Annotated in this window: 18 protein-coding genes; 5 read left to right on the forward strand and 13 right to left on the reverse strand. The window is 39.5% G+C overall.

From position 1 onward, the window contains the following. Window positions 1-127 precede the first annotated feature (127 nt). Window positions 128-703 (forward strand): CYTH domain-containing protein, encoded by a 576-nt coding sequence (locus tag AB3I12_RS07660; RefSeq protein WP_063626525.1) that lies wholly within the window; start codon window positions 128-130, stop codon window positions 701-703. 117 nt (window positions 704-820) lie between these two features. Beyond that, the gene (locus AB3I12_RS07665; RefSeq protein WP_034699468.1) at window positions 821-1,492 is read left to right on the forward strand and encodes a ClpXP adapter SpxH family protein; all 672 of its coding nucleotides are present in this window, start codon (window positions 821-823) and stop codon (window positions 1,490-1,492) included. A gap of 897 nt (window positions 1,493-2,389) precedes the next feature. Here AB3I12_RS07665 and AB3I12_RS07670 read toward each other — a convergent pair. The 10 genes from AB3I12_RS07670 to AB3I12_RS07715 all read right to left on the reverse strand — a co-directional run bounded on the left by AB3I12_RS07670 (window position 2,390) and on the right by AB3I12_RS07715 (window position 12,182). Beyond that, window positions 2,390-2,902, reverse strand: a complete 513-nt coding sequence (locus tag AB3I12_RS07670; protein ID WP_063626523.1) for a type 1 glutamine amidotransferase domain-containing protein — start codon at window positions 2,900-2,902, stop codon at window positions 2,390-2,392. A 116-nt stretch (window positions 2,903-3,018) separates the two neighbouring features. Further along, entirely contained in the window at window positions 3,019-3,864 is an 846-nt protein-coding gene (pheA, locus tag AB3I12_RS07675) for a prephenate dehydratase (protein WP_034699462.1), read from the reverse strand. Then, a complete protein-coding gene (locus AB3I12_RS07680; protein ID WP_063626522.1) occupies window positions 3,836-4,366 on the reverse strand; it encodes a shikimate kinase in 531 nt (176 codons plus the stop codon). The genes pheA and AB3I12_RS07680 overlap by 29 nt, the downstream gene beginning before the upstream one ends. Next, window positions 4,363-5,649: a 3-phosphoshikimate 1-carboxyvinyltransferase gene (gene aroA / locus AB3I12_RS07685; RefSeq protein WP_034699459.1), complete on the reverse strand. Its 1,287-nt coding sequence runs from the start codon at window positions 5,647-5,649 to the stop codon at window positions 4,363-4,365. The genes AB3I12_RS07680 and aroA overlap by 4 nt, the downstream gene beginning before the upstream one ends. A 4-nt stretch (window positions 5,650-5,653) precedes the next feature. After that, window positions 5,654-6,733 (reverse strand): prephenate dehydrogenase, encoded by a 1,080-nt coding sequence (locus AB3I12_RS07690; protein WP_034866089.1) that lies wholly within the window; start codon window positions 6,731-6,733, stop codon window positions 5,654-5,656. Window positions 6,734-6,745: 12 nt separating this feature from the next. After that, the gene (aroC, locus tag AB3I12_RS07695; RefSeq protein WP_063626521.1) at window positions 6,746-7,909 is read right to left on the reverse strand and encodes a chorismate synthase; all 1,164 of its coding nucleotides are present in this window, start codon (window positions 7,907-7,909) and stop codon (window positions 6,746-6,748) included. Then, the gene (gene aroB, locus AB3I12_RS07700; protein WP_010738524.1) at window positions 7,910-8,974 is read right to left on the reverse strand and encodes a 3-dehydroquinate synthase; all 1,065 of its coding nucleotides are present in this window, start codon (window positions 8,972-8,974) and stop codon (window positions 7,910-7,912) included. It lies immediately after the preceding gene. Window positions 8,975-8,989: 15 nt separating this feature from the next. Continuing rightward, the gene (gene aroF / locus AB3I12_RS07705; RefSeq protein ID WP_010738525.1) at window positions 8,990-10,009 is read right to left on the reverse strand and encodes a 3-deoxy-7-phosphoheptulonate synthase; all 1,020 of its coding nucleotides are present in this window, start codon (window positions 10,007-10,009) and stop codon (window positions 8,990-8,992) included. A gap of 638 nt (window positions 10,010-10,647) precedes the next feature. After that, entirely contained in the window at window positions 10,648-11,952 is a 1,305-nt protein-coding gene (locus AB3I12_RS07710) for a DUF438 domain-containing protein (protein WP_063626520.1), read from the reverse strand. Continuing rightward, window positions 11,949-12,182: a DUF1858 domain-containing protein gene (locus tag AB3I12_RS07715; RefSeq protein ID WP_034699449.1), complete on the reverse strand. Its 234-nt coding sequence runs from the start codon at window positions 12,180-12,182 to the stop codon at window positions 11,949-11,951. Before AB3I12_RS07715 ends, AB3I12_RS07710 begins: the two co-directional genes overlap by 4 nt. A gap of 384 nt (window positions 12,183-12,566) precedes the next feature. Here AB3I12_RS07715 and AB3I12_RS07720 point away from each other — a divergent pair, with 384 nt between their 5' ends. From AB3I12_RS07720 to AB3I12_RS07730, 3 genes are read left to right on the forward strand one after another with little or no spacing between them, the layout of a single operon-like run. After that, a complete protein-coding gene (locus AB3I12_RS07720) occupies window positions 12,567-13,955 on the forward strand; it encodes a Y-family DNA polymerase (protein WP_063626519.1) in 1,389 nt (462 codons plus the stop codon). Next, window positions 13,918-14,415 (forward strand): hypothetical protein, encoded by a 498-nt coding sequence (locus AB3I12_RS07725; protein WP_063626518.1) that lies wholly within the window; start codon window positions 13,918-13,920, stop codon window positions 14,413-14,415. Before AB3I12_RS07720 ends, AB3I12_RS07725 begins: the two co-directional genes overlap by 38 nt. Before the next feature lie 59 nt (window positions 14,416-14,474). Continuing rightward, window positions 14,475-14,720, forward strand: coding sequence for a hypothetical protein (locus AB3I12_RS07730; protein ID WP_034699443.1), 246 nt, complete (start codon window positions 14,475-14,477; stop codon window positions 14,718-14,720). Between the two features lie 264 nt (window positions 14,721-14,984). Here the strand turns inward: AB3I12_RS07730 and AB3I12_RS07735 are convergent, their stop codons facing one another. The 3 genes from AB3I12_RS07735 to AB3I12_RS07745 form a co-directional block, all read right to left on the reverse strand. Continuing rightward, entirely contained in the window at window positions 14,985-16,565 is a 1,581-nt protein-coding gene (locus AB3I12_RS07735) for a family 78 glycoside hydrolase catalytic domain (RefSeq protein ID WP_063626517.1), read from the reverse strand. Window positions 16,566-16,583: 18 nt separating this feature from the next. Further along, window positions 16,584-17,915, reverse strand: a complete 1,332-nt coding sequence (locus AB3I12_RS07740) for an MFS transporter (RefSeq protein WP_063626516.1) — start codon at window positions 17,913-17,915, stop codon at window positions 16,584-16,586. Between the two features lie 302 nt (window positions 17,916-18,217). After that, complete coding sequence (locus AB3I12_RS07745; RefSeq protein ID WP_010720188.1) at window positions 18,218-19,189, reverse strand: AraC family transcriptional regulator; 972 nt, start codon at window positions 19,187-19,189, stop codon at window positions 18,218-18,220. Window positions 19,190-19,283 lie beyond the last annotated feature (94 nt).

The following is a 19,283-nucleotide window of genomic DNA, read 5'->3' on the forward strand; positions in this document are numbered from 1 at the left end:
TGATCCCTCTACTTCGTTAACATTCTTTTCTATTTTAACATATAAATGAAGTTTTTTTGTACCTCTCGGCTTTTTGTATTGACCAAAAAGGAAAAATTAGGCAGAATGAATGAAAGGGGCGATCATTATGTCTGAAATGTTAGAAATTGAATACAAGTCCATGCTGACGCAACAAGAATATAGTCAATTGATCCAGTATTATCAACTAAAACCAGAAGATTTTACGGTTCAAACGAATATCTATTTTGATACACCAGATGGACAGCTAGCACAAAAAAATTGTGGATTACGCATCCGATTACTTGAAGATCGGGCAGAATATACACTAAAAACACCTGCAAAAGAAGGAAAACTTGAAACCACTGATACTTTAAGAAAAGAGGAAGCACTCTCTTTCATTGAGCAACGTCAATTACCACGTCAGGGTGCTGTTTTTCAAAAATTGTTAGAATTGGCTGTTCCTTCGGATGAATTGGGCAAAATTGGAGACATTACTACCAAACGTGCGGAATTTCACATTGAGGAAGGTCTTTTAGCGATTGATGAAAGTTTTGGAGAACAATTACATGATTTTGAACTGGAGTTAGAAGTATCTGATGCTACTCTTGGTAAATCTGCCTTTTTAGCGTTTTTGGAAAGACATTCTTTCCCTTATCGACCAGCTAAAAATAAAATTCAACGGATGCTAGCAGCGAAAAATTAAAGTTCTATCATTTTCACAAGGCACTTGAGTTCATTTTTTATCGTTTTTCTGTTAAGTTATACGTTGTGAATAAAAGAATTCACGAGTTGTATAGAATCTATTTTGGGGGAGATTCATATGATCGAAATCTATTTATTTGTTAATCCTTTGGGGAAACATTGTTTTACACTAGAACAACAGTTATTACAATTTATTGAAGAAGAGTACGGAAAAACATCCAAAGAAAAGATGCAATTTCGTTTTCTGCCTTTAGTTAATTTGCAGACAATTGGGGATGTCATGCAACGTAACGGAATTTCTCAAAACGACCTCGTTACGCGTAACCACTTATTTTCAACTACCTATTCTGCTGCGTTAGACTGTAAAGCGGCACAGTTTCAAGGTAAGAAAAAAGGACGTCAATTTTTGATCAAAATGCAAGAAGCTGTAGGTTGTAATAAAGTACCGTATTCTCCAGAACTTGCTGAATCACTTTTTGCAGAAGTCGGCGGCGATATCGAGATGTTCAAAGAAGATCGTCAATCCGAGTTTGTTAAAGAAGTTTTTTTCTCTGATCAAAAAATTGCTCGAGAAATGGGCATCACCAAACATCCTTCTGCTGTAGTGTATAACTACTCCTGTGAACAAGACTTTGGTGTCTTAATTGAAGGCACAAATACAGTCCGAAAAATAAAAGAACTTTGTAAGACTAAAAATGATTCTTATCAAATTTTTGATGGTGAACATTTACATACAAATGATTCTCGCTTACAACCAGGAAGTAGCCATTTATATTTACTCTCTAACTAATCATGTCAAGAACCATTCGTTTCACTAACTAACCGTTTTTCAAGTACTTAGATCGCTAAGTATTCGAAAAACGGTTATTTGGTGCTTGTAGAAAAATATGGGAATCTTTACCAACATGGACTAATAGCATCGCATCGTCTGAGGTTGAGATAAAAGTGTGTAGCATCAAGAAATAAGAAAGAGTTTTTCGAAAAACGACAAAAAGCAATCGCATCCTTCAGAAAATAGCTGATGCCATTTTCGACCGATACGACTGCTTTTTTTAATGAGACTGGGACAAAACTTGTCTCAGTCTCTTCTAGTATCTCTAAAAACGAATAAACGGCGTTCAAGAAGCAACTCCTCAACAATAAGCGACGATTTTCTAAAATATGAGGAGCTATTTTAAAAAATCCTCTCTTATTCGCTCGGAGCTGAACGCTTCTTTCGCAGCCTCTTGCTAAACGGTGTTCAAACATCAGCTCCTTGAAATAAGCCTGAATTTTTCAAAACATGAGGAGCTGTTTCAAAAAATTCTTTCTTATTGTCATCAGAGCTACCCGATGTTTTCACGACCTCTGATTCACGGTGTTCAAAGAGCTGACCTTCGGCGATAAGTCAAAAAATCTCAAAACATGGGAAGCTGTTTCGAGATTTCCATCCTTAATGCTCCTGCGATTACTCGTCGCAGTTTTTACTTGGTGAGCGCTCAGGTCAAAACACTCTTTTCACGACCTCTTGTTCACGGTGAGACAAAAGCAGCATCTTCGGAAAATTTGCCGAAATTTACCAAAAATTTGAGAAGCACCAAGTAGGTAACAATCAACATCAAAAACTAGTTTTTGTGTTTCTTGTCAATTTTCGGAAATTCCTTCTTATTTCTTGATGCTACACACTATTCTCTCAACCTCTTTCAGATTAGTTTGCTAGTGCTTCAACGATTGCTTCGTTAAATGCTGGAATATCATCAGGATTTCGGCTAGTAATCAAGCCTCGATCAATTACCACTGGCTCATCCTTCACGACGGCACCGGCATATTCGATATCTGGACGTACCGTATCATAAGCTGTCATTGTCCGTCCTTCAGTTAAACCTGTTTGAATAAATAATTGTGGACCGTGACAAATTGCAAATAACGGTTGATCATTTTTTAAAAAGTAAGAAACAAAATCAACGAATCGTTGATCTGCTCGTAATTGATCCGGTGAAAATCCCCCTGGTATCAATAGCGCATCGAAGTCTTCAGGAGAAACATCTGCAATACTTTGTTCGACTGTGAATTCTGCGCCTTTTTTTCCTTTGATTGCTTGATTTCCTTCAAACCCAATCAAAGTCACTGTATGTCCAGCTTTTTCTAGTGCTTCTTTCGGTGACGTTAGTTCCACATCTTCAACTAAATCTGTAACGATTGCTGCAACTTTTTTTGCCATTTGTTCTCTTCCTTTCTTATCGCTTAATTCAAGCCTAAAGGAATTTATTCAAGTGTGCAAATCATCTGTTTGGACTAAAGATCGGTTTTTGTCTCCATCCATCTTGTTTCTTTTAGTCATTCATCGATGTGATAAACCGGATAACAACCAACCAAATGCGTAGGATAGCCTTGCTCTTTTAGCACTTCAATCAGCTCATTCACCTTGTCGATCTTGTCATCGATAGCAACATCGATAACAAAAAAGTATTCGCCTAACCGCGTTTTTTGTGGGCGTGATTCGATTTTTGTTAAATTCACTTGATTATTAGCAAAGACCGAAAGAACTTGATAAAGCGCCCCTGGTTTATTTTCTGGCAAATCCACAAAGAATGTCGCTTTATGACTGTTTTTTTGTAATTTTGCATCAACAGGCGCGGCACTTAGAACCCAAAAACGGGTCTCATTAGTTGCAATGGACTGGATATCTGATTGCACGATGGTCAACCCAAATTCGTTTGCAGCTTCTTTGGAGCCAATCGCACCTAGACATTCTTCTGGATGGGTTGCTACTTGCTGGGCTCCTTGGGCAGTGGAACCTACTTGTTCAATCTCGACCTTTGGAAAATTTGCCCGTAGAAAAAGTTGTGATTGGGCTAATGCTTGCGGATGACTACAAATCTTTGTGATATTTCGCCAGTTGGCTTGTTGGGTCGGATGGACCATCAATTGTTGTCGGATCGGCAGAACGATTTCTCCTTGAATAGAAGGTAATGTCTCATACACATGATCAAGTGTTGGCAAAACAGAACCTTCAATCGTATTTTCGATTGGCACCATTGCATAAGTAATCTCTTTTTCTAATTGTGCATCGATCAAATCAATCAAGGAATCATAAGAAAGAAAAGTACCTTGTTTGAAATAACGTGTGGCTGCACTATAAGTAAAGGAACCTTTAGGACCTAGATACCCAATTTTCATCATTATTTTCTACCCACTTTATGATTTCTGTGATAATTTCGTCTGGCGATTTCTTAGACGTATCTATCGTGATTTTTGCTAAACTTTTGTATATTTTTTCCCGTTCCCACATGATCTCACGTAGTTTTGTGTCACTATTCTTTAACGCTAACGGTCGAATATTTGTTTGATCTTGTCGTATCCGTTCGATCAAGATATCGGCTTCTCCTTTTAAATAAATGACTTGTTGCTGTTTTAATAGTTCCTGATTTTCTTTCTGTAAGACAACCCCGCCACCAGTAGCGATCACTGCCTTTTTTTGTAAAATTTTTTTTAAAAGAGCGGTTTCGTGGTCGCGAAACGCGGCTTCTCCGAAGGTAGCAAAGTATTGCTCAATGGAACAGCCTAATTGTTGAACTAAATAGTCATCCATATCGATGACTGGTTGATCCAATCGAGCCGCTAGTTTCTTACTGATCGTCGTCTTACCAGCGCCCATAAAACCGATCAATACAAGTGACGTCATGATGGGTCCTCCTGAACCAATTTGGCTAGATCCGTAAAAAATTCAGGATATGAAATATTGACTGCTTCAGGATTGAGTAATTCGACAGGTTCTGCGGTTAGTAAAGCGGCGATTTGTAACATCATCCCAATTCGATGGTCCCCATGGCTATCCACTGTCGCTCCATGTAAAGGTGTTGGTCCGTGAATAATCAAACCATCTTCTGTCGGTTCAATGTTCGCACCCATTTTCGTTAATTCTTCCGCAGTTGCATCAATCCGATTTGTTTCTTTGACTTTTAATTCCTGAGCATCACGAATGATGGTTGTGCCTGTTGCTTGAGTAGCAGCTAATGCAATGATCGGTAACTCATCAATCAAGCGTGGGATGATTTCTCCTTGGATCTCACAAGCATGGAGTTGCGCAGAACGGACAATCAAATCTGCTGCTTGATTTTGCTCATCCAGCTGTCTTTCTTCAATATTAGCACCCATTTGCATCAACACATCGAGAATCCCTGTCCGTGTCGGATTGATTCCTACTTGTTTTAAGAGGACTTCACTGTTTGCTAAAATACTTGCTGCGACGAGATAAAACGCAGCCGAAGAAATATCCCCTGGGACAGTGACTTCTTGTCCGATCAACTGTTGTGGTCCAGTGACTATAATTTCTTTTCCTTCCACTTGGATCTTCCCACCGAATTGTTTGATCATCTCTTCGGTATGGTTCCTTGACTGTTCTTTCTCGATGATTTTAGTGGTTCCTTCGGCTTGTAAAGCTGCAAAAAGGATAGCAGACTTCACTTGCGCACTAGCAATGGGCATGTGATACTCGATCCCGTGCAATGTATTTCCAGTTACTTTTAGTGGAGGAAATTCAGCTTCGGCCGTTCCTTGTAAATCAGCACCCATCTCACGCAATGGCTTCATCACACGTTCCATCGGACGGCGATTCAAAGAAGCATCCCCTGCAATCTCAGAAGTAAATGGACAGCCTGCTAAAATTCCTAATACTAAGCGCATCGTTGTGCCAGAATTTCCTGCATCTAGCCTAGAAGATGGTGCTGTTAATCCTTCAAATCCTTTTCCTTCAATCATGATTTGTTCATTTTTTTCGGTAATACGTACCCCTAATTGCTTAAAAACTGCAATCGTACTTAAACAATCTTCAGCTTTTAAAAAATTGTTGACGATCGTAGTTCCTTTGCTGATCGCACCAAACATGATGCTGCGATGGGAAATCGATTTATCAGCAGGAATCACTAATTCTCCATTGATCCCATTTTTAGCTGTCAATAGTTTCATGACTTCAACTCCTTATCCAACAATGAAATTTTTCGGCTTCGATCAGCTTCTGTCCTTTAAGTAAATCCGCTTGATTTTTAAAAGACAACTCTAACACACCAAAAATATCTTCTCTTGTTTCTTGGATGCTCAAATTAATAATGGAAAGATTTGCCTGACTTAGTACGTTAGTAACTTTTGCGACAGCACCAGCGATATCGGGAATATCGACATATAAATCATAAAAAGCTGGAATCGCTCCTTGTTTTTTCCGGGGCAACTGATCCCGTGTTTGTTTTGCCTGCACAAAGAACTCTTGAATTGCCGATTGGTTTTGATCAATCAGTTCCTGTTTTAACGTTTCCATTGCGCCTTGCCAGTCTTCCATCAACTGAATCATCATTTCTTGGTTCGTCATTAAAATATCCGTCCACATTTGGGGATCTGATGAAGCAATCCGTGTGATATCCCGGAATCCGCCAGCGGCTAATTGTGAGGCACGTGGATATTTTTGATTCAGCTGCTCACTGATTTGTACTAATCCTGAAGCGACAATATGTGGCAAATGACTTAGCACCCCAACGATCTCATCGTGATCTTTGGCAGTTAAGCGAACAAACTTTGCTCGAGTAGGACGTAGTAAAGCGATCAGTTCTTCTGTACGTTCACTTTGACAGTCATCCGTTACGATATAATACGCTTCTTCAAATAAATACGGATTGCCTGCTTTTACTCCTGATTTATGTGAACCAGCCATCGGATGCCCACCAATAAAATCAAATGGGAGTTGCTTCGCTAGCGCCATTATCGTCGCTTTCGTACTTCCGGTATCACTTACTAATACTGTTTCTTTCAAGGGAAGTGTCGCCAAACAGTTGAGATACTCCAAGCTGACTTGAACTGGAACGGCAAGGATAATCACATCCATTTGACTAGCTGCCTCGATCCCTGTGACAACCTGATCGACTAACTGTGTTTTTTCCGCTATTTCTCTTGTTTCTTCTGAATGATCCCAGCCATAAAGGGTAATTGCTGACCCTTTGATCGCTCGGCATAAGGAAGCGCCAATCAGACCCAATCCTATGACAAACACCTTTTTTTTCATTGCTACCTCCGATTAGAATTCTTGGGTCATTTGGCGGTGATTTGCAACGGCTTTTTTTAATTCTTGCATATTATCTGCTGGAAAATGCTCAAGTATCTCGCGAACAAGAGTGGTCGCAATCACATGCTCTGCGACGACTGAAGCTGCTGGAACTGCCGTACTATCGGAACGTTCCACACTAGCTTTATAAGGTTCTTTAGTATCGATGTTCACGCTCATGAGAGGTTTATATAAAGTAGGAATTGGTTTCATCACGCCCCGAACAATAATCTGTTCTCCGTTGGTCATTCCACCTTCAAAGCCACCTAAATGATTACTTGCTCGGTGATAGCCGCTTTCGTCCCAAGTGATTTCATCCATCACCTGTGATCCTGGTAACGAAGCAGCTTCAAACCCAATTCCAAATTCGACTCCCTTAAAAGCATTGATGCTTAACATCGCTTGAGCTAACTTACCGTCTAATTTTTTATCCCACTGTACATAGCTCCCTAACCCTGCTGGCACATTTTCGACCCGAACTTCCACTACACCTCCCAAAGTGTCTCCTGCTTTTTTAGTAGCATCGATCAAGGCTTTTACTTCCTCTTCAATCATTAGATCTACCATGTTCACTTCGGAGATAGTCGTCTTTTCTTTGATTTCTGTCACGGTCAAATTCTCTGGCACATTCGCTTTGATTCCTCCAAGGATCGCTACATGACTAGCAATCTCTATATCTAAAGCAGCTAAAATCTGTTTTGCTAGTGCCCCGATTGCTACTCGCATCGTCGTTTCTCTTGCGGAAGAACGCTCTAATACATTTCTAAGATCATGGTGTTGATACTTCATACCACCAACTAAATCGGCATGACCTGGTCTTGGTTTAGCCACTCGTCGTAGATTTTCTTCTTTTTCAGAAACTGGAGTAACTGACATCACCGTTTGCCAGTTCTTCCAATCTTTGTTCGTGACAGTCATTGTGATCGGTGAGCCTAATGTTTTGCCGTGACGAATACCCGACGTGATTGTCACTTGATCTTTTTCAATCTTCATGCGCCCACCTCGACCATAACCACCTTGTCGTCTAGCTAATTCTTGATTGATTGCCTCAATCGATAAGGTTAAACCTGCTGGAACTCCTTCAATAATCGCTGTCAAATTAGGCCCATGTGATTCTCCTGCTGTTAAGTAACGCATTTACTCACCTTCTTCTAAATAATTTTTGATTGCTTCGATTGGGATCGATTGGATTTTTGCCTGACCGATTTTTTCTAATAAAATAATTTTCAACTGTTTTCCCCGGGCTTTTTTATCATGAGTGATCGCCTGGAACAACGCCTGTTCATCCCATGGTTCGTAAGAAATGGGCAACTGATACTTTTGGATCATCTTGATAAGTTGTTGCGTCGTTCCTTCAGGTGTTTCTTTCCTTTTTTCAGCATTCCGACTGATTTGTACCATGCCGATCGCCACTGCTTCTCCATGACTAATCTGTCCATATCCTGCTGTTTGCTCGATAGCGTGTCCGATTGTGTGACCAAAGTTGAGGAACAAACGACTGCCTTGATCAAATTGATCTTCTTCTACCACTTCTTTTTTTACACGTAAAGCTTTTTCGATCACTAGCTCGCTATGTGCTACTAAATCAGCTACATCAATAAAACGAGCTAACTCTCTCCAAAGACTTTCATCCTTGATCGCACCACACTTGATGATTTCTGCAATTCCTTCTTGGATCCTTTTTACTGGTAATGTCGTCAGCGTTTCTGGATCAATCAACACACCGTCTGGCTGTGCAAATGTGCCAATCATATTTTTGGCGTTTGGTGCATTGACTGCTGTTTTGCCACCTATGCTTGAGTCTACTTGTGCCAATAAGGAGGTAGGAATCTGTACAAAAGAAATTCCTCTCATGTAAGTTGATGCCACAAAACCAGCTAAATCGCCTACAACACCGCCACCTAGAGCAATAATGCCATCACTTCTCGTCAATTGTTCAGTGGCTAGAAAATCATATAATTTAGCAGCCATCGACAGTGATTTACTTTCTTCGCCAGCCGGAATAACATAATTCACAACCTCATACCGATCGGCTAATTGTTGTTGTATCTTTTGACCATAAAGCGGAAAGACATTTTCATCACTAATGATCGCAATTTTCTTTTCTTGCCATAAACCGGAAAGCCAATCTGCGACTTGATCTAGTGCGTTTCGCTGGATGATGATCTCATAGCTTTTTTCGGGTAAGACAACTTCTAACATCCGTGTTTCTCCTCTCTATAAAGCGTTGATTTTCTTCATCGCTTCTACTAAGATGTCCACTTCATTCATCATTTTCAGGTAGTTTTTCTCATTCAATGACTGCTGTCCATCAGACCAAGCATGAATCGGATCAGGATGGATCTCTACAATCATTCCATCTGCCCCACTAGCAACACCTGCTCGTGCCATTGGTGTCACTAAGTCCCAGACACCCGTTCCATGACTTGGGTCAACGATGATCGGGAAATGACTTAATTTTTTGATCAGTGGTACGGCACTTAGATCGAATGTATTTCTAGTAGCTGTTTCGTAAGTGCGGATTCCGCGTTCAATGAAGATGATGTTTGAATTGTTTTGAACTGCAATGTATTCAGCGGCATTTAACCACTCTTCGATCGTACCTGAGATGCCACGTTTTAAGCCAATTGGTTTTCCTGTTCGTCCTACAGCTTCTAATAAACGGAAATTTTGCATATTTCGTGCGCCGATTTGAATGATATCTGCGTATTCACTGACCACATCGATATGCGCTTCATCCATCACTTCGGTAATCACTTTCAAGTCATAATGATCCGCAGCTTTACGCATCATTTTCAACCCTTCTTCACCTAATCCTTGGAAAGCGTATGGTGACGTTCTTGGTTTGTAGGCACCACCACGTAAGATTTTAGCACCACCAGCCTTAGCCATTCGTGCTGTCTCCATGATTTGCTCTTCCCCTTCGACAGAACAAGGACCAGCCATTGTCACAAAACTCCCATCACCGATTTTCACTCCAGCTACATCAACGATCGTATCTTGAGGATGAAATTCTCGTGACGTCAATTTGTACGTATTGGTAATCGGTACGGCACGTTCTACGATATCGTAGCGTTCAAACGGAACATCCCGAATTACCTTTGGATCTCCTAAAAGCCCTAAGACAAAACGATCTTTACCATGGTTGATCTGTACATCTAGCCCTTCTTCTTTAATACGTTCAATCACTTGTGTTAACTCACTTTCTTGGATACCTGGTTTAATGATTAGAATCATACAATAACTCCCTTTGTTTTTTATTTTGTGTTTCGCTTCATCGATTTCCTCGCTGTTTGATTGGATTACATAAATTCTTGCAAATCAATCGTTACTTTGCTTATACCTTGTTTGAATGCGTTTAGTTCCCCCTTTATGTAACAAAAAAAGCCCACCGTAGAAAATCCATCTACAGTGAGCCCCTGAATCAATCAAATAAAAAAGCCACTATAGATTTTTCATCTATGCGGCGAGCAAGTCATCTCAAACATCCTTAGCCATCATAGATACAAACAAACGCTGATGTTTGCACCCATAATCGTATGAATACAAACTTATCTAAAATAGCTAAAGTAATAATTATTCAGTTGTGAACTATGTGTGATTTTCATAATAATCGCTCCAAACTGATATAAGATTGAGTTTAAGTATAGAGATGTTTTTGAAAGAAGTCAAACAATTTCTTGAATAAAATGATCAAAGGGTATGAAAAAAGAGCTTTTACCTGATAAAAACTCCAATTTACCCACTAAATAGTCGCAGGAGAATGCTGAAAATACCATAGAAAAGTATCAACAGCATGTCCGACTTCTACTTCTATAATCAAACGAGCCCAAAAGTGAGCTGAAATTGTTCTTTATTTGGAAATTTGCCCGCTCTTACAATCGTTTTTGTCCGTCTAACTTTTGGATCTCAGTAATATCTTGCGTGACTTCTAAGCACCCAAGATAATCACCTGTCTCATTTTTTAAAGCAAAGTAGCGAATATAAATTTTCCGTCCTCTCATATCAATCCAAAATTCTGCTGAATCCCTTGTTCCTGTACGGAAATCGTCAAGTATTTGTTGGACAAGATGCATGCTTTTTGGTGGATGACAGTTGACGACTTCACGACCAATGACAGAAGTAGTTCTTGGAAAGACCCGTTTCTTTCCTTCTGAGAAGAAACGAACCCGATCCTCATGATCAACAAATGTCAAATCCACAGGCAACACTTGAAACAAGGCAACTAATTGCTCCAACTGTAACGCTCCTGTCGGAAATTGCACAACTAAATCAGTCATAGGTGCTGTTTCGTCTTGAATTGCCTCTGACGTAAACTCTTCGATCCCAAGACCAGCAGCAATACCATCGGTCGTTTCTTTAGCTTTTTTAATGGCTAATTGACGAGCTGGTTCCCGTTCGCTTTCTTTTTCGAGTGATTCTTGGCTTGGCTTCCATGGAAGTGGTTCAGGGATAAACGCAAAACCGATATCAAAGCTGTCATGAGCGATTTGTTCCCAATCTTTAAGGCTAAACACATCTAAGGTCATGGGTACCATGATCTCCTCTTCCTTAAAAATCATCTCTTCAATTTCTGTTTTTACTGCTTCCCATTTTTCGGATAGCGGATTATAAGCCGCTTTGTCTGTAGCTAAATAAGCATTCAGCGCTTTGATCATTTCACGGATATCATCATCTACACCCCACATCACTTTAGGTGGAGCTGAGATCCCGTATTTTTCCATATAAGAAAAGATTAACGTTTCTTTTCGTGCATAATGCTTGTCGATCTGCAATAAATCAGTCAAAGCGTGTTGCAATCGTTCCTTTTGTGACCAATCTCCTTTAGCCATTTTTGCCAATAACCCGTCAATTTCATCTGTCAATAATGATTGCAACACTTGATTTTCTAACTTTAAGGTATGGATCGGGTGTCCTGGTTGTGCGTGTTCATAATTGGAATGATGGATCTCATTGATCGCTCCTTTAAAAACAGCTGCATGGATATTACATAACTTTTGGATTTCTGACGGATCAAGACCGCTTTGAATCAATGCTTTTTCCGCAGCAGTGATTTCTGTAACATCGACTCCCTCAAATTCTTCATTGAACAATCGTTTTGCTTCTTCAAAAGAACCACCTTTATGTAAAAGTGACAGGATTTCAACAATCCGTTCTTGTCGTTGATTCGTGGGTTTCATTTTACCAATCCTTTCACAATAAATCCTGATGTTTCAAAGGCCGTAACAATTTGTTCTAAAGGGATTTTTTTCATTTGAGCCCCTTTAGGAATCGTCATATAGCGACCAGCAGTTTGCAACATCCCAGGTTGGTTGATGGCATTAAATCCTAGCTCTGCCATGATTTGTTTGACTTCTGGATATTCAGTAACTAATTCAAATAATGTTTTGGAAAAATCGATCTCTCTCATTTTACTTCCTCCTTCATTGAGAATCGTTCTCATTCGATCGGATTCATTATAAACGATTTTGTGCACTTTTACACGATAATTTCAAAGCAAATCTTTTTTTACCATTCTAATGATGAGTATATCTAGGCTCATTCTTTTTTTCAGTGTAAAATTTCCTAATGACTTTCTGATCAGCAAAAAATAAAATAACTTTTTTTATTAACTAATGAGGTCATCCAGCTGTTTTTTCTTTCAATTAATTTTGCTTCAGATACTACCCATTTCTCTAAACGATAAAAAGACAACAATCTTCTTCTCCACTGTTTTTTTACCCATTCCATCACGTTTTTTTCGTTGACACAAAACACGAACATGTGTTCTAATCAATAAGAAGAGGTGACGAATATGATTCGAAATCAAAATCCAGTCTTTGATTACACAAAAGAACCTTCGAGAGATATTCTTTGCATCGATTGTAAGTCGTTTTATGCTTCTGTTGAGTGTGCCGAACGTCATTTAGATCCTCTAACAACCAAACTCGTCGTCATGTCCTATCCGTCAGGGAAAACCGATGAACGTGGGAGTGGCTTGATCTTAGCTGCTAGTCCAGCCGCAAAAAAAGCCTATCATATTACAAATATCAGTCGAGCAAGAGATTTACCCTTTCCCTATCCCGACGATCTTTATATGGTCCCTCCACGAATGGCTTACTACATGAAAAAAAATACCGAGATCAATGCTATTTATAAAAAGTACGTGGATGAAGAGAATCACCATGTCTATTCTGTCGATGAAAGCTTTCTTGATGTCACCAACAGTTTGAAACTTTTTAAAGTCAAAAGTGCTTGGGATCTGGCTGAAATCATCTATCAGGATGTCTACCAACAAACAGGAATCCATACAACTATTGGGATTGGTGATAATCCACTACTAGCTAAGTTAGCGTTGGATAACGGTTCTAAAGGAAAAGAGCGAAAGGCCGAATGGCGCTATGCAGATGTGGCAAACAACGTTTGGCGTATTCCTTCTCTCACCGATTTTTGGGGAATTGGACATCGGACAGCCAAACGGCTCAAACGACTGGGGATTCATTCTGTTCATGATTTAGCTCATGCGGATTATTACCAACTAAAAGAAAAATTTGGAGTGATTGGCACCCAGCTTTTTGCCCATGCTTGGGGAATTGATCGAAGCTTTTTGGGAGAAGACTATACCCCCAAATCAAAAAGTATTGGGAATAGTCAAATTTTGAATCGTGATTATACAAGGCGTGAAGAACTTGAAATCGTTCTTAAAGAAATGGCTGATCAAGTCGGAACTCGTCTGCGGCGTGAACATGCGAAAGCGCAAGTTGTTAGCTTGTGGATGGGCTACTCTTTAGGTTATCGAGATCGTCTAGGGAAAACTGGATTTCATCAACAACTAAAAGTTGAGCCGACAAATTCTAGTCATGAACTCAGTCTCATTTTATTGAATCTTTTTCGTAAACATTACCAGCATCAAGACATTCGCAGTGTCGGTGTCAACTGCTCCAAACTAATTTACACAGACAGTCTGCAATTGAATCTATTTGCAGATCCCGATGAACAAGTCAACGATGCCAAAATCGATTTTGTCGTTGATCGTATTCGCCAAAAATATGGGTTCAGTGCAATTGTCCATGCCCATAGCTTATTAGAAGGTGGCCGTGCGATCGCAAGGAGTTCACTCGTTGGCGGACACGCTGGTGGTCATGCCGGTATTGAAGGTGAGGGCTATGCGTCGAACAAAAAAAGAATTTCTCGACTACAATGAATACCGAGATCGCCCATTCGGATTAAAATGGGGCACCGCATTCGCTATGGAAGAGCTAGTCACTGGGATCAAAAAAAATGAAGCGTGGGCAGTGAAAGAGATTCGTCCGTTGGAACAAATGTCTCGAGAAGAAATGGATAGTGTTTTATTAGAGGCTTTTCTTTACCATAAAAAAGTAAGTCTGCAATTAAATACCAAGGATGAATTTGGCCGCTACTTAGAAAGCATCGATGGTTTCTTTACTGGTGAAGCTTATCACGACTATTTTATCCTTGAAGAACAGACCGTTCACTGGTGCGACGTCCGACATGTTCAAATAAAACAGGAAGATAAGTGGTTTGATGTTTCCTATTTTCCCCAGTCAGTCACACAACATGAAACGTTAAGTAACCGAAGTCTTAACGAAGAGATCGTTCCGATCAAAGATGAATTTTACCAAAGTTTTCCTGAAGAAGAGTAGCGTTTTGCCATTGATCAGCATAAAATGCCTATTTCATTAAACTAGAAAGAAGTGATTTTTTGAAAACAGTCCATCAACATTTTGAAACGATCGCTATCACTGCGTTTATTGCCAAACAAGAAATCATTGTCCGCTGTAAGGATAACAACTCTTATCGAGGATTTGTCCAACGAGACATGACAGAAAAAGGATTTTCCTTAGATGAGCAATTGATTCATTGGGTGGACATCGTTGAAATCCAATTGACCGATCAATACTTTCACTTTTGGGAAGATATTTTACATCTAAAGGAACCGACATCCTAACAAAGCCATATAATTGGAACACCTAATCCTATTATATGGGACGCATGGACTCCCCCAAAAAAACGTACAAGTCTTCTCGTAAGCGATAAACCTTTGATTATACGGATAAACTGCTCGTCCGTTTCATACTACAGCAAAAAATCTCAAAACCGCAAAAATGGTTTTGAGATTTTTTGCTTATGTCTAGGATGAATCAGTGAATCATTACTTAACGATCCAACTGTCTTTTTTTCAGTTGACAATGTAAAGTAACTGACTGCTTTTTCAATTTAGATATTTTTCGATCAAGTACGCTGGCGTACAGCTCCACGCATGGCAATAACTACTGATGATCGGGCTGCCATAAGGAGAAAAATCTGGTTCTTCTGGTTTAAAAGCTTCCCAAAAAGTGTCTGCTCCCAGCTGAATCATTTTGCCCCAATAGTTTTTCATTAACTGGATAGCTTCTTCTTGAAGTCCAGCTACAAATAGCGCTTCGACTACATGATGATACATATAAGGTGTAGCAATCCCTGTGATTGGAAAATGATGCGCAATCATCGTCTCCAAAATTTCTCGATTCATTGGTTGATCAAAGACCTCTGCTAAAACCATCCAAACTTGACTCGCCACATTGATTTCTCCGGTTGTTTCAATAATGAACTGCTTTTTTTCTTCATCAAATAATTGTTGTTTCGCAAACGCAATCAGTTTCTCTGTTGTTTCTTGGTAATGACTCAGTTGTGGATCTTTCATTTGTTCTGCCAACTGGTTGAATCGTTTCATCGCATAGATCAACACTGCTTGCCCTGCTGTACTCTTTTCAAACTCATTCGACCAGTCAATAAATACTGGCCACTCTTCTAACAAATTCAAGCGTCCCTCTTCATCGACACATGTCAGTGCTAGTTCCATCTGCTTTTTCGCTACTGGATATAAATCCTGCAAGACAACTGAATCTTTCGTCTGTTGATAAAAATCAGCTAAGATCACTGCAAAAAACAAACTATAGTCGAATAAAAACGTATCATCTGGCGTCAATTGCGGGGCTGTGAAAACATTGGCTGGAATCTTCCCTTCACTGGTCGTCATCCCACCAAATAAATAAAGACAACGTTTCATTAAAGCTAAATCACCGAAAGTCGCATAATTCGCTAACGCTTGTAAACGTAAATCACCAATCCATAATCGGCGATCTCGTTTGGGCCCATCTTCAAAGACTTCTTGCATGCAATCAAATAATGTTTTAACAGAAACTTGGTAGATGGAAGCAAGTTCTTCATCAGCAATCACAGGCTTTGGTAATTGGTCGAGTGACACACAACTTTCTGCGATAAAAAGCGGATCAGAAAAACTAGCTTGCCACTTGGGTGAAGTATCTAACACCTTTAGCTCAATATAACGACAGCTATATCTTCTTGGTAATTCTAAACGTGCCGGTAAAACATCTAGATGGATAAATTCTTCTTGGATCCAAGACTTTGACAACCAACCATCATATACACTAGAATCTGCCGCAAGTTCAGCGGGTACTTCCGCAAATTTCAGTTGTAAATATAAGGGCGCATCCATTGGCGAACCAACCGAGTCAATGGACAGACTAAAATGCCCAACATAATGATCCCCTAAATCTAAGATAATCGCTTCATCCCTTTTTAAGGTATAATCAGCTAGTTGTTTGATTTCTTTGTCACTGTTAATTGCTGAATACCCATTCAAACCATGTGGGTCTTCAACGACTTCAGTGATTGCTACTGGTTCGATCTTCGTTTTCAGAAGATTTGGTACATGTTGTTGTGCTTTGGTTAGCAGTGCCTCGTCTTTCTTCCAACGCACATCTTGATTGATTTGAAAAGTAAATGCCATCTTGCTTTCTCCTCTTCTTTACTTGGTGAACGATGCAGTCATTTCTCCTTCAGCCAGCTCTTTATCCACGGGATCAATCACTGGGTATTTTTTCTGTAGACGCATCATGATTACTCCAGCAATTGTTGCTACTAAAACGATTCCCGCAAAGCCAAACATAGACGTCTGGATACGATCAGGAGCAACTAAGTAAGGGGTAACAAAAGCAAATAACCCACAACACATTCTTGAAAAACCATTGATGAACCCTTGAAGTGAAGCTCGTGTTTCTGCTGGGAAAGATTCTTGTGTCCATACTTTGTAGATTGCTTCTCCGGCTAGTGGATTCCCAAAATTATAAAAAGCAATTGTGATCGCTAATGCAATAAATCCTGCACCACCACCGATCAATGCCATACCTAACATTGCGCCAAATTGAACGACTGCCCCAATAAAGAAAGCTTTGTTTCTAAATTTACCACCTGCAACAGAGGCAAATGCAATCGTTGTTGCTAAAGAAATCACATTCAACCCGATCCCTAATCCTGTAGCTTGTGCTTGACTAGCTCCGGCATTTGTCAAAGCATAGGTTTGAAATTGTCCCCAAGTATTCGCTAAGAGGTTCCAACACACATAAAAAATCAAGATAGCGGCGAAAAAGCCAAGGTATTTTTGTTTGTTTTCCCCAAATAGTACTGTCTTGAAAGAAACTTCTTTCGAGTCGCTTGTCACTTTGGTCATTGCTTGTCGAGCAGCTCCGGCTTCATGAAATTGTCTAAACTTAGGTGAAAGTGTCCGCCATAACCAAGTGATCACTGCAAACGTAAATAAGATGGCAAAAACAATTCTTGCTCCTAACACACCTTCGATTCCCGATAAAAGAAACGAACAGATGTAAGAAATGAATATCCCCACTTGCCAAAAAATCTGTGTGGAAGAAATCAAACGAGCAGAAGTATGCTCATCAGGTGCATCATGAGAAACAACGGTCAAACTTAATGGTAAGTCTGCTCCAGATGCTACGCCCATGATAATCACGCCTAATAAGAGCATTGGGAAACTTGTGGCTAGAATACAGACCGCAGCTCCGATCGCGTAAAACAAATTGATCCAGTTAAATGAACGGATCAAGCCAAATGCTTTTGATATCTGTCCAGTAAACAGCGATCCGAAAGCGATTGCAAAAGTTAGCCCGCCAGAAACGATCCCGACTTGTCCAGTTGTCAGCTCTAGTCCCTTTTGCCAAACGGGAATCGTCGCTGAGAGTCCAACAATACAGCCAGATCCAAGCATGGAGCCAATTCCAGCAGCGACAGCTAGAGGCGAATACTCTTTGACCGTGGTAGTAGTTGATGCCTGTTGTTTCTTCATAAAAAACACTCCTTAAAATAAGTTTTATAAGTTCGAACAGTTAGAATTGTAAACGTATGAATTACTCAGGACTATAGCAAAAAAAGTGTTCTTTTTATCCAAATCACATTCGTATGCTTCAGCGAATCAAACAAGCGATTCTTTTTCGAACATTCAGGAAACGAAAAGAAGTTTCACACTTATCCAATACATTTGGAATACGCTTTCGTTAATCTTCGCTTTTCATTGCCAGTTCATGATTGGTCAAATCTTTTTTACAGATCACCTGAGAAAAAGGACTCGTTGCATCACAACTGCCTATTCTATTTTTTTAACAGACTATCTTTGAGTTCTTTAGGTGTCAGTTCTGTGTATTTTCCGACTAATTTATACAAAGAAGCAAGAGTTTCAAAACCAAGTTCATACGAGATTTCTTCAAAAGTTTTATTCGTTTCTCTCATCAACTCGATCATCGTTTTATACCGCAAAGAATTGATCAATTCTTGGAAAGAACTCCCTGTTTCTTTTTTCAATTTATTACTTAAATAATTTGCATTATAACCAAAATGTTTCGCTAGATTTTTCAGTGTCAGTTTTCGAAAATGAAGATCGATATATCGTAAAATCTCTAATAATTCCTGATTCTCACGTTGCGTAACATATTCTTCTAAATCACGGGTAAGTTCGATCAATAGTAAAGACAATCTCAGATTCAGTGCCCGCATATAATAGTCTTGTTTGTTGTAATATTCCAAAATCATTTTGTGCAATAACCCTTGCACTTCTAAGTTATCACCACAATGAAAATGGATAAATTCATCATGTTTTCCTTTTTCCTGCGAAGCATTTAATAGAAATTCATTGACCAATCCACGTGACTTCACCATATTGATCACGATGTCAGTCGTAATCGATTCCCCTTTCAATAAAATATTGATCAAAAGGTCTTCCTCTTCTAAAGGATCGATACGCTGAACGATTTCTTTGTCTAATAACAGCAATTCACCTTCTTTCAAGTGAATTTTCTTATCGTTGACATATTGGACACATGAACCAGACAACATATAGTTAAATTCAACAAATTCATGCGTATGTGCAGGCATTTCAGCGTAACGATGATGTTTATTGATAAAGATATTACCCTCTTTGAAAAATTGGTTTTTGGGCATTTTAGGTACTGCGACTGTCTCATAGGGCAACTGTTGGTCATTGATATTTTGACCATCAATTTGTTGTCGACATTCAATTTCGTTATTTTCCATCAAAAATGTTTTTAGTTGCTCAAAGGTAAACACTGGCATCCTCCCCTTTTTCTTCATTTTCAGTTAGCTTTTCGTCAATAGCAACCAGAGCTTTTAGGTAATTAGGTAACTATCTTTCAGTCTAACG

Source organism: Enterococcus sp. C65 (genome assembly GCF_040887165.1).
GTDB classification, from domain to species: domain Bacteria; phylum Bacillota; class Bacilli; order Lactobacillales; family Enterococcaceae; genus Enterococcus_B; species Enterococcus_B hirae.

Excerpts from the sequence above, each read along its gene's own strand:
- AB3I12_RS07715 (WP_034699449.1), bottom strand. The coding sequence starts at position 12,182 with ATGAGAGAGATCGATTTTTCCAAAACATTATTTGAATTAGTTACTGAA.
- aroA (WP_034699459.1), bottom strand. The coding sequence starts at position 5,649 with ATGAAACTATTGACAGCTAAAAATGGGATCAATGGAGAATTAGTGATT.
- AB3I12_RS07740 (WP_063626516.1), bottom strand. The coding sequence starts at position 17,915 with ATGAAGAAACAACAGGCATCAACTACTACCACGGTCAAAGAGTATTCG.
- AB3I12_RS07725 (WP_063626518.1), top strand. The coding sequence starts at position 13,918 with ATGCGTCGAACAAAAAAAGAATTTCTCGACTACAATGAATACCGAGAT.
- AB3I12_RS07720 (WP_063626519.1), top strand. The coding sequence starts at position 12,567 with ATGATTCGAAATCAAAATCCAGTCTTTGATTACACAAAAGAACCTTCG.
- AB3I12_RS07690 (WP_034866089.1), bottom strand. The coding sequence starts at position 6,733 with ATGAAAAAAAAGGTGTTTGTCATAGGATTGGGTCTGATTGGCGCTTCC.
- AB3I12_RS07665 (WP_034699468.1), top strand. The coding sequence starts at position 821 with ATGATCGAAATCTATTTATTTGTTAATCCTTTGGGGAAACATTGTTTT.
- aroB (WP_010738524.1), bottom strand. The coding sequence starts at position 8,974 with ATGTTAGAAGTTGTCTTACCCGAAAAAAGCTATGAGATCATCATCCAG.
- aroF (WP_010738525.1), bottom strand. The coding sequence starts at position 10,009 with ATGATTCTAATCATTAAACCAGGTATCCAAGAAAGTGAGTTAACACAA.
- aroC (WP_063626521.1), bottom strand. The coding sequence starts at position 7,909 with ATGCGTTACTTAACAGCAGGAGAATCACATGGGCCTAATTTGACAGCG.
- pheA (WP_034699462.1), bottom strand. The coding sequence starts at position 3,864 with ATGATGAAAATTGGGTATCTAGGTCCTAAAGGTTCCTTTACTTATAGT.
- AB3I12_RS07670 (WP_063626523.1), bottom strand. The coding sequence starts at position 2,902 with ATGGCAAAAAAAGTTGCAGCAATCGTTACAGATTTAGTTGAAGATGTG.
- AB3I12_RS07735 (WP_063626517.1), bottom strand. The coding sequence starts at position 16,565 with ATGGCATTTACTTTTCAAATCAATCAAGATGTGCGTTGGAAGAAAGAC.
- AB3I12_RS07710 (WP_063626520.1), bottom strand. The coding sequence starts at position 11,952 with ATGAAACCCACGAATCAACGACAAGAACGGATTGTTGAAATCCTGTCA.
- AB3I12_RS07660 (WP_063626525.1), top strand. The coding sequence starts at position 128 with ATGTCTGAAATGTTAGAAATTGAATACAAGTCCATGCTGACGCAACAA.
- AB3I12_RS07680 (WP_063626522.1), bottom strand. The coding sequence starts at position 4,366 with ATGACGTCACTTGTATTGATCGGTTTTATGGGCGCTGGTAAGACGACG.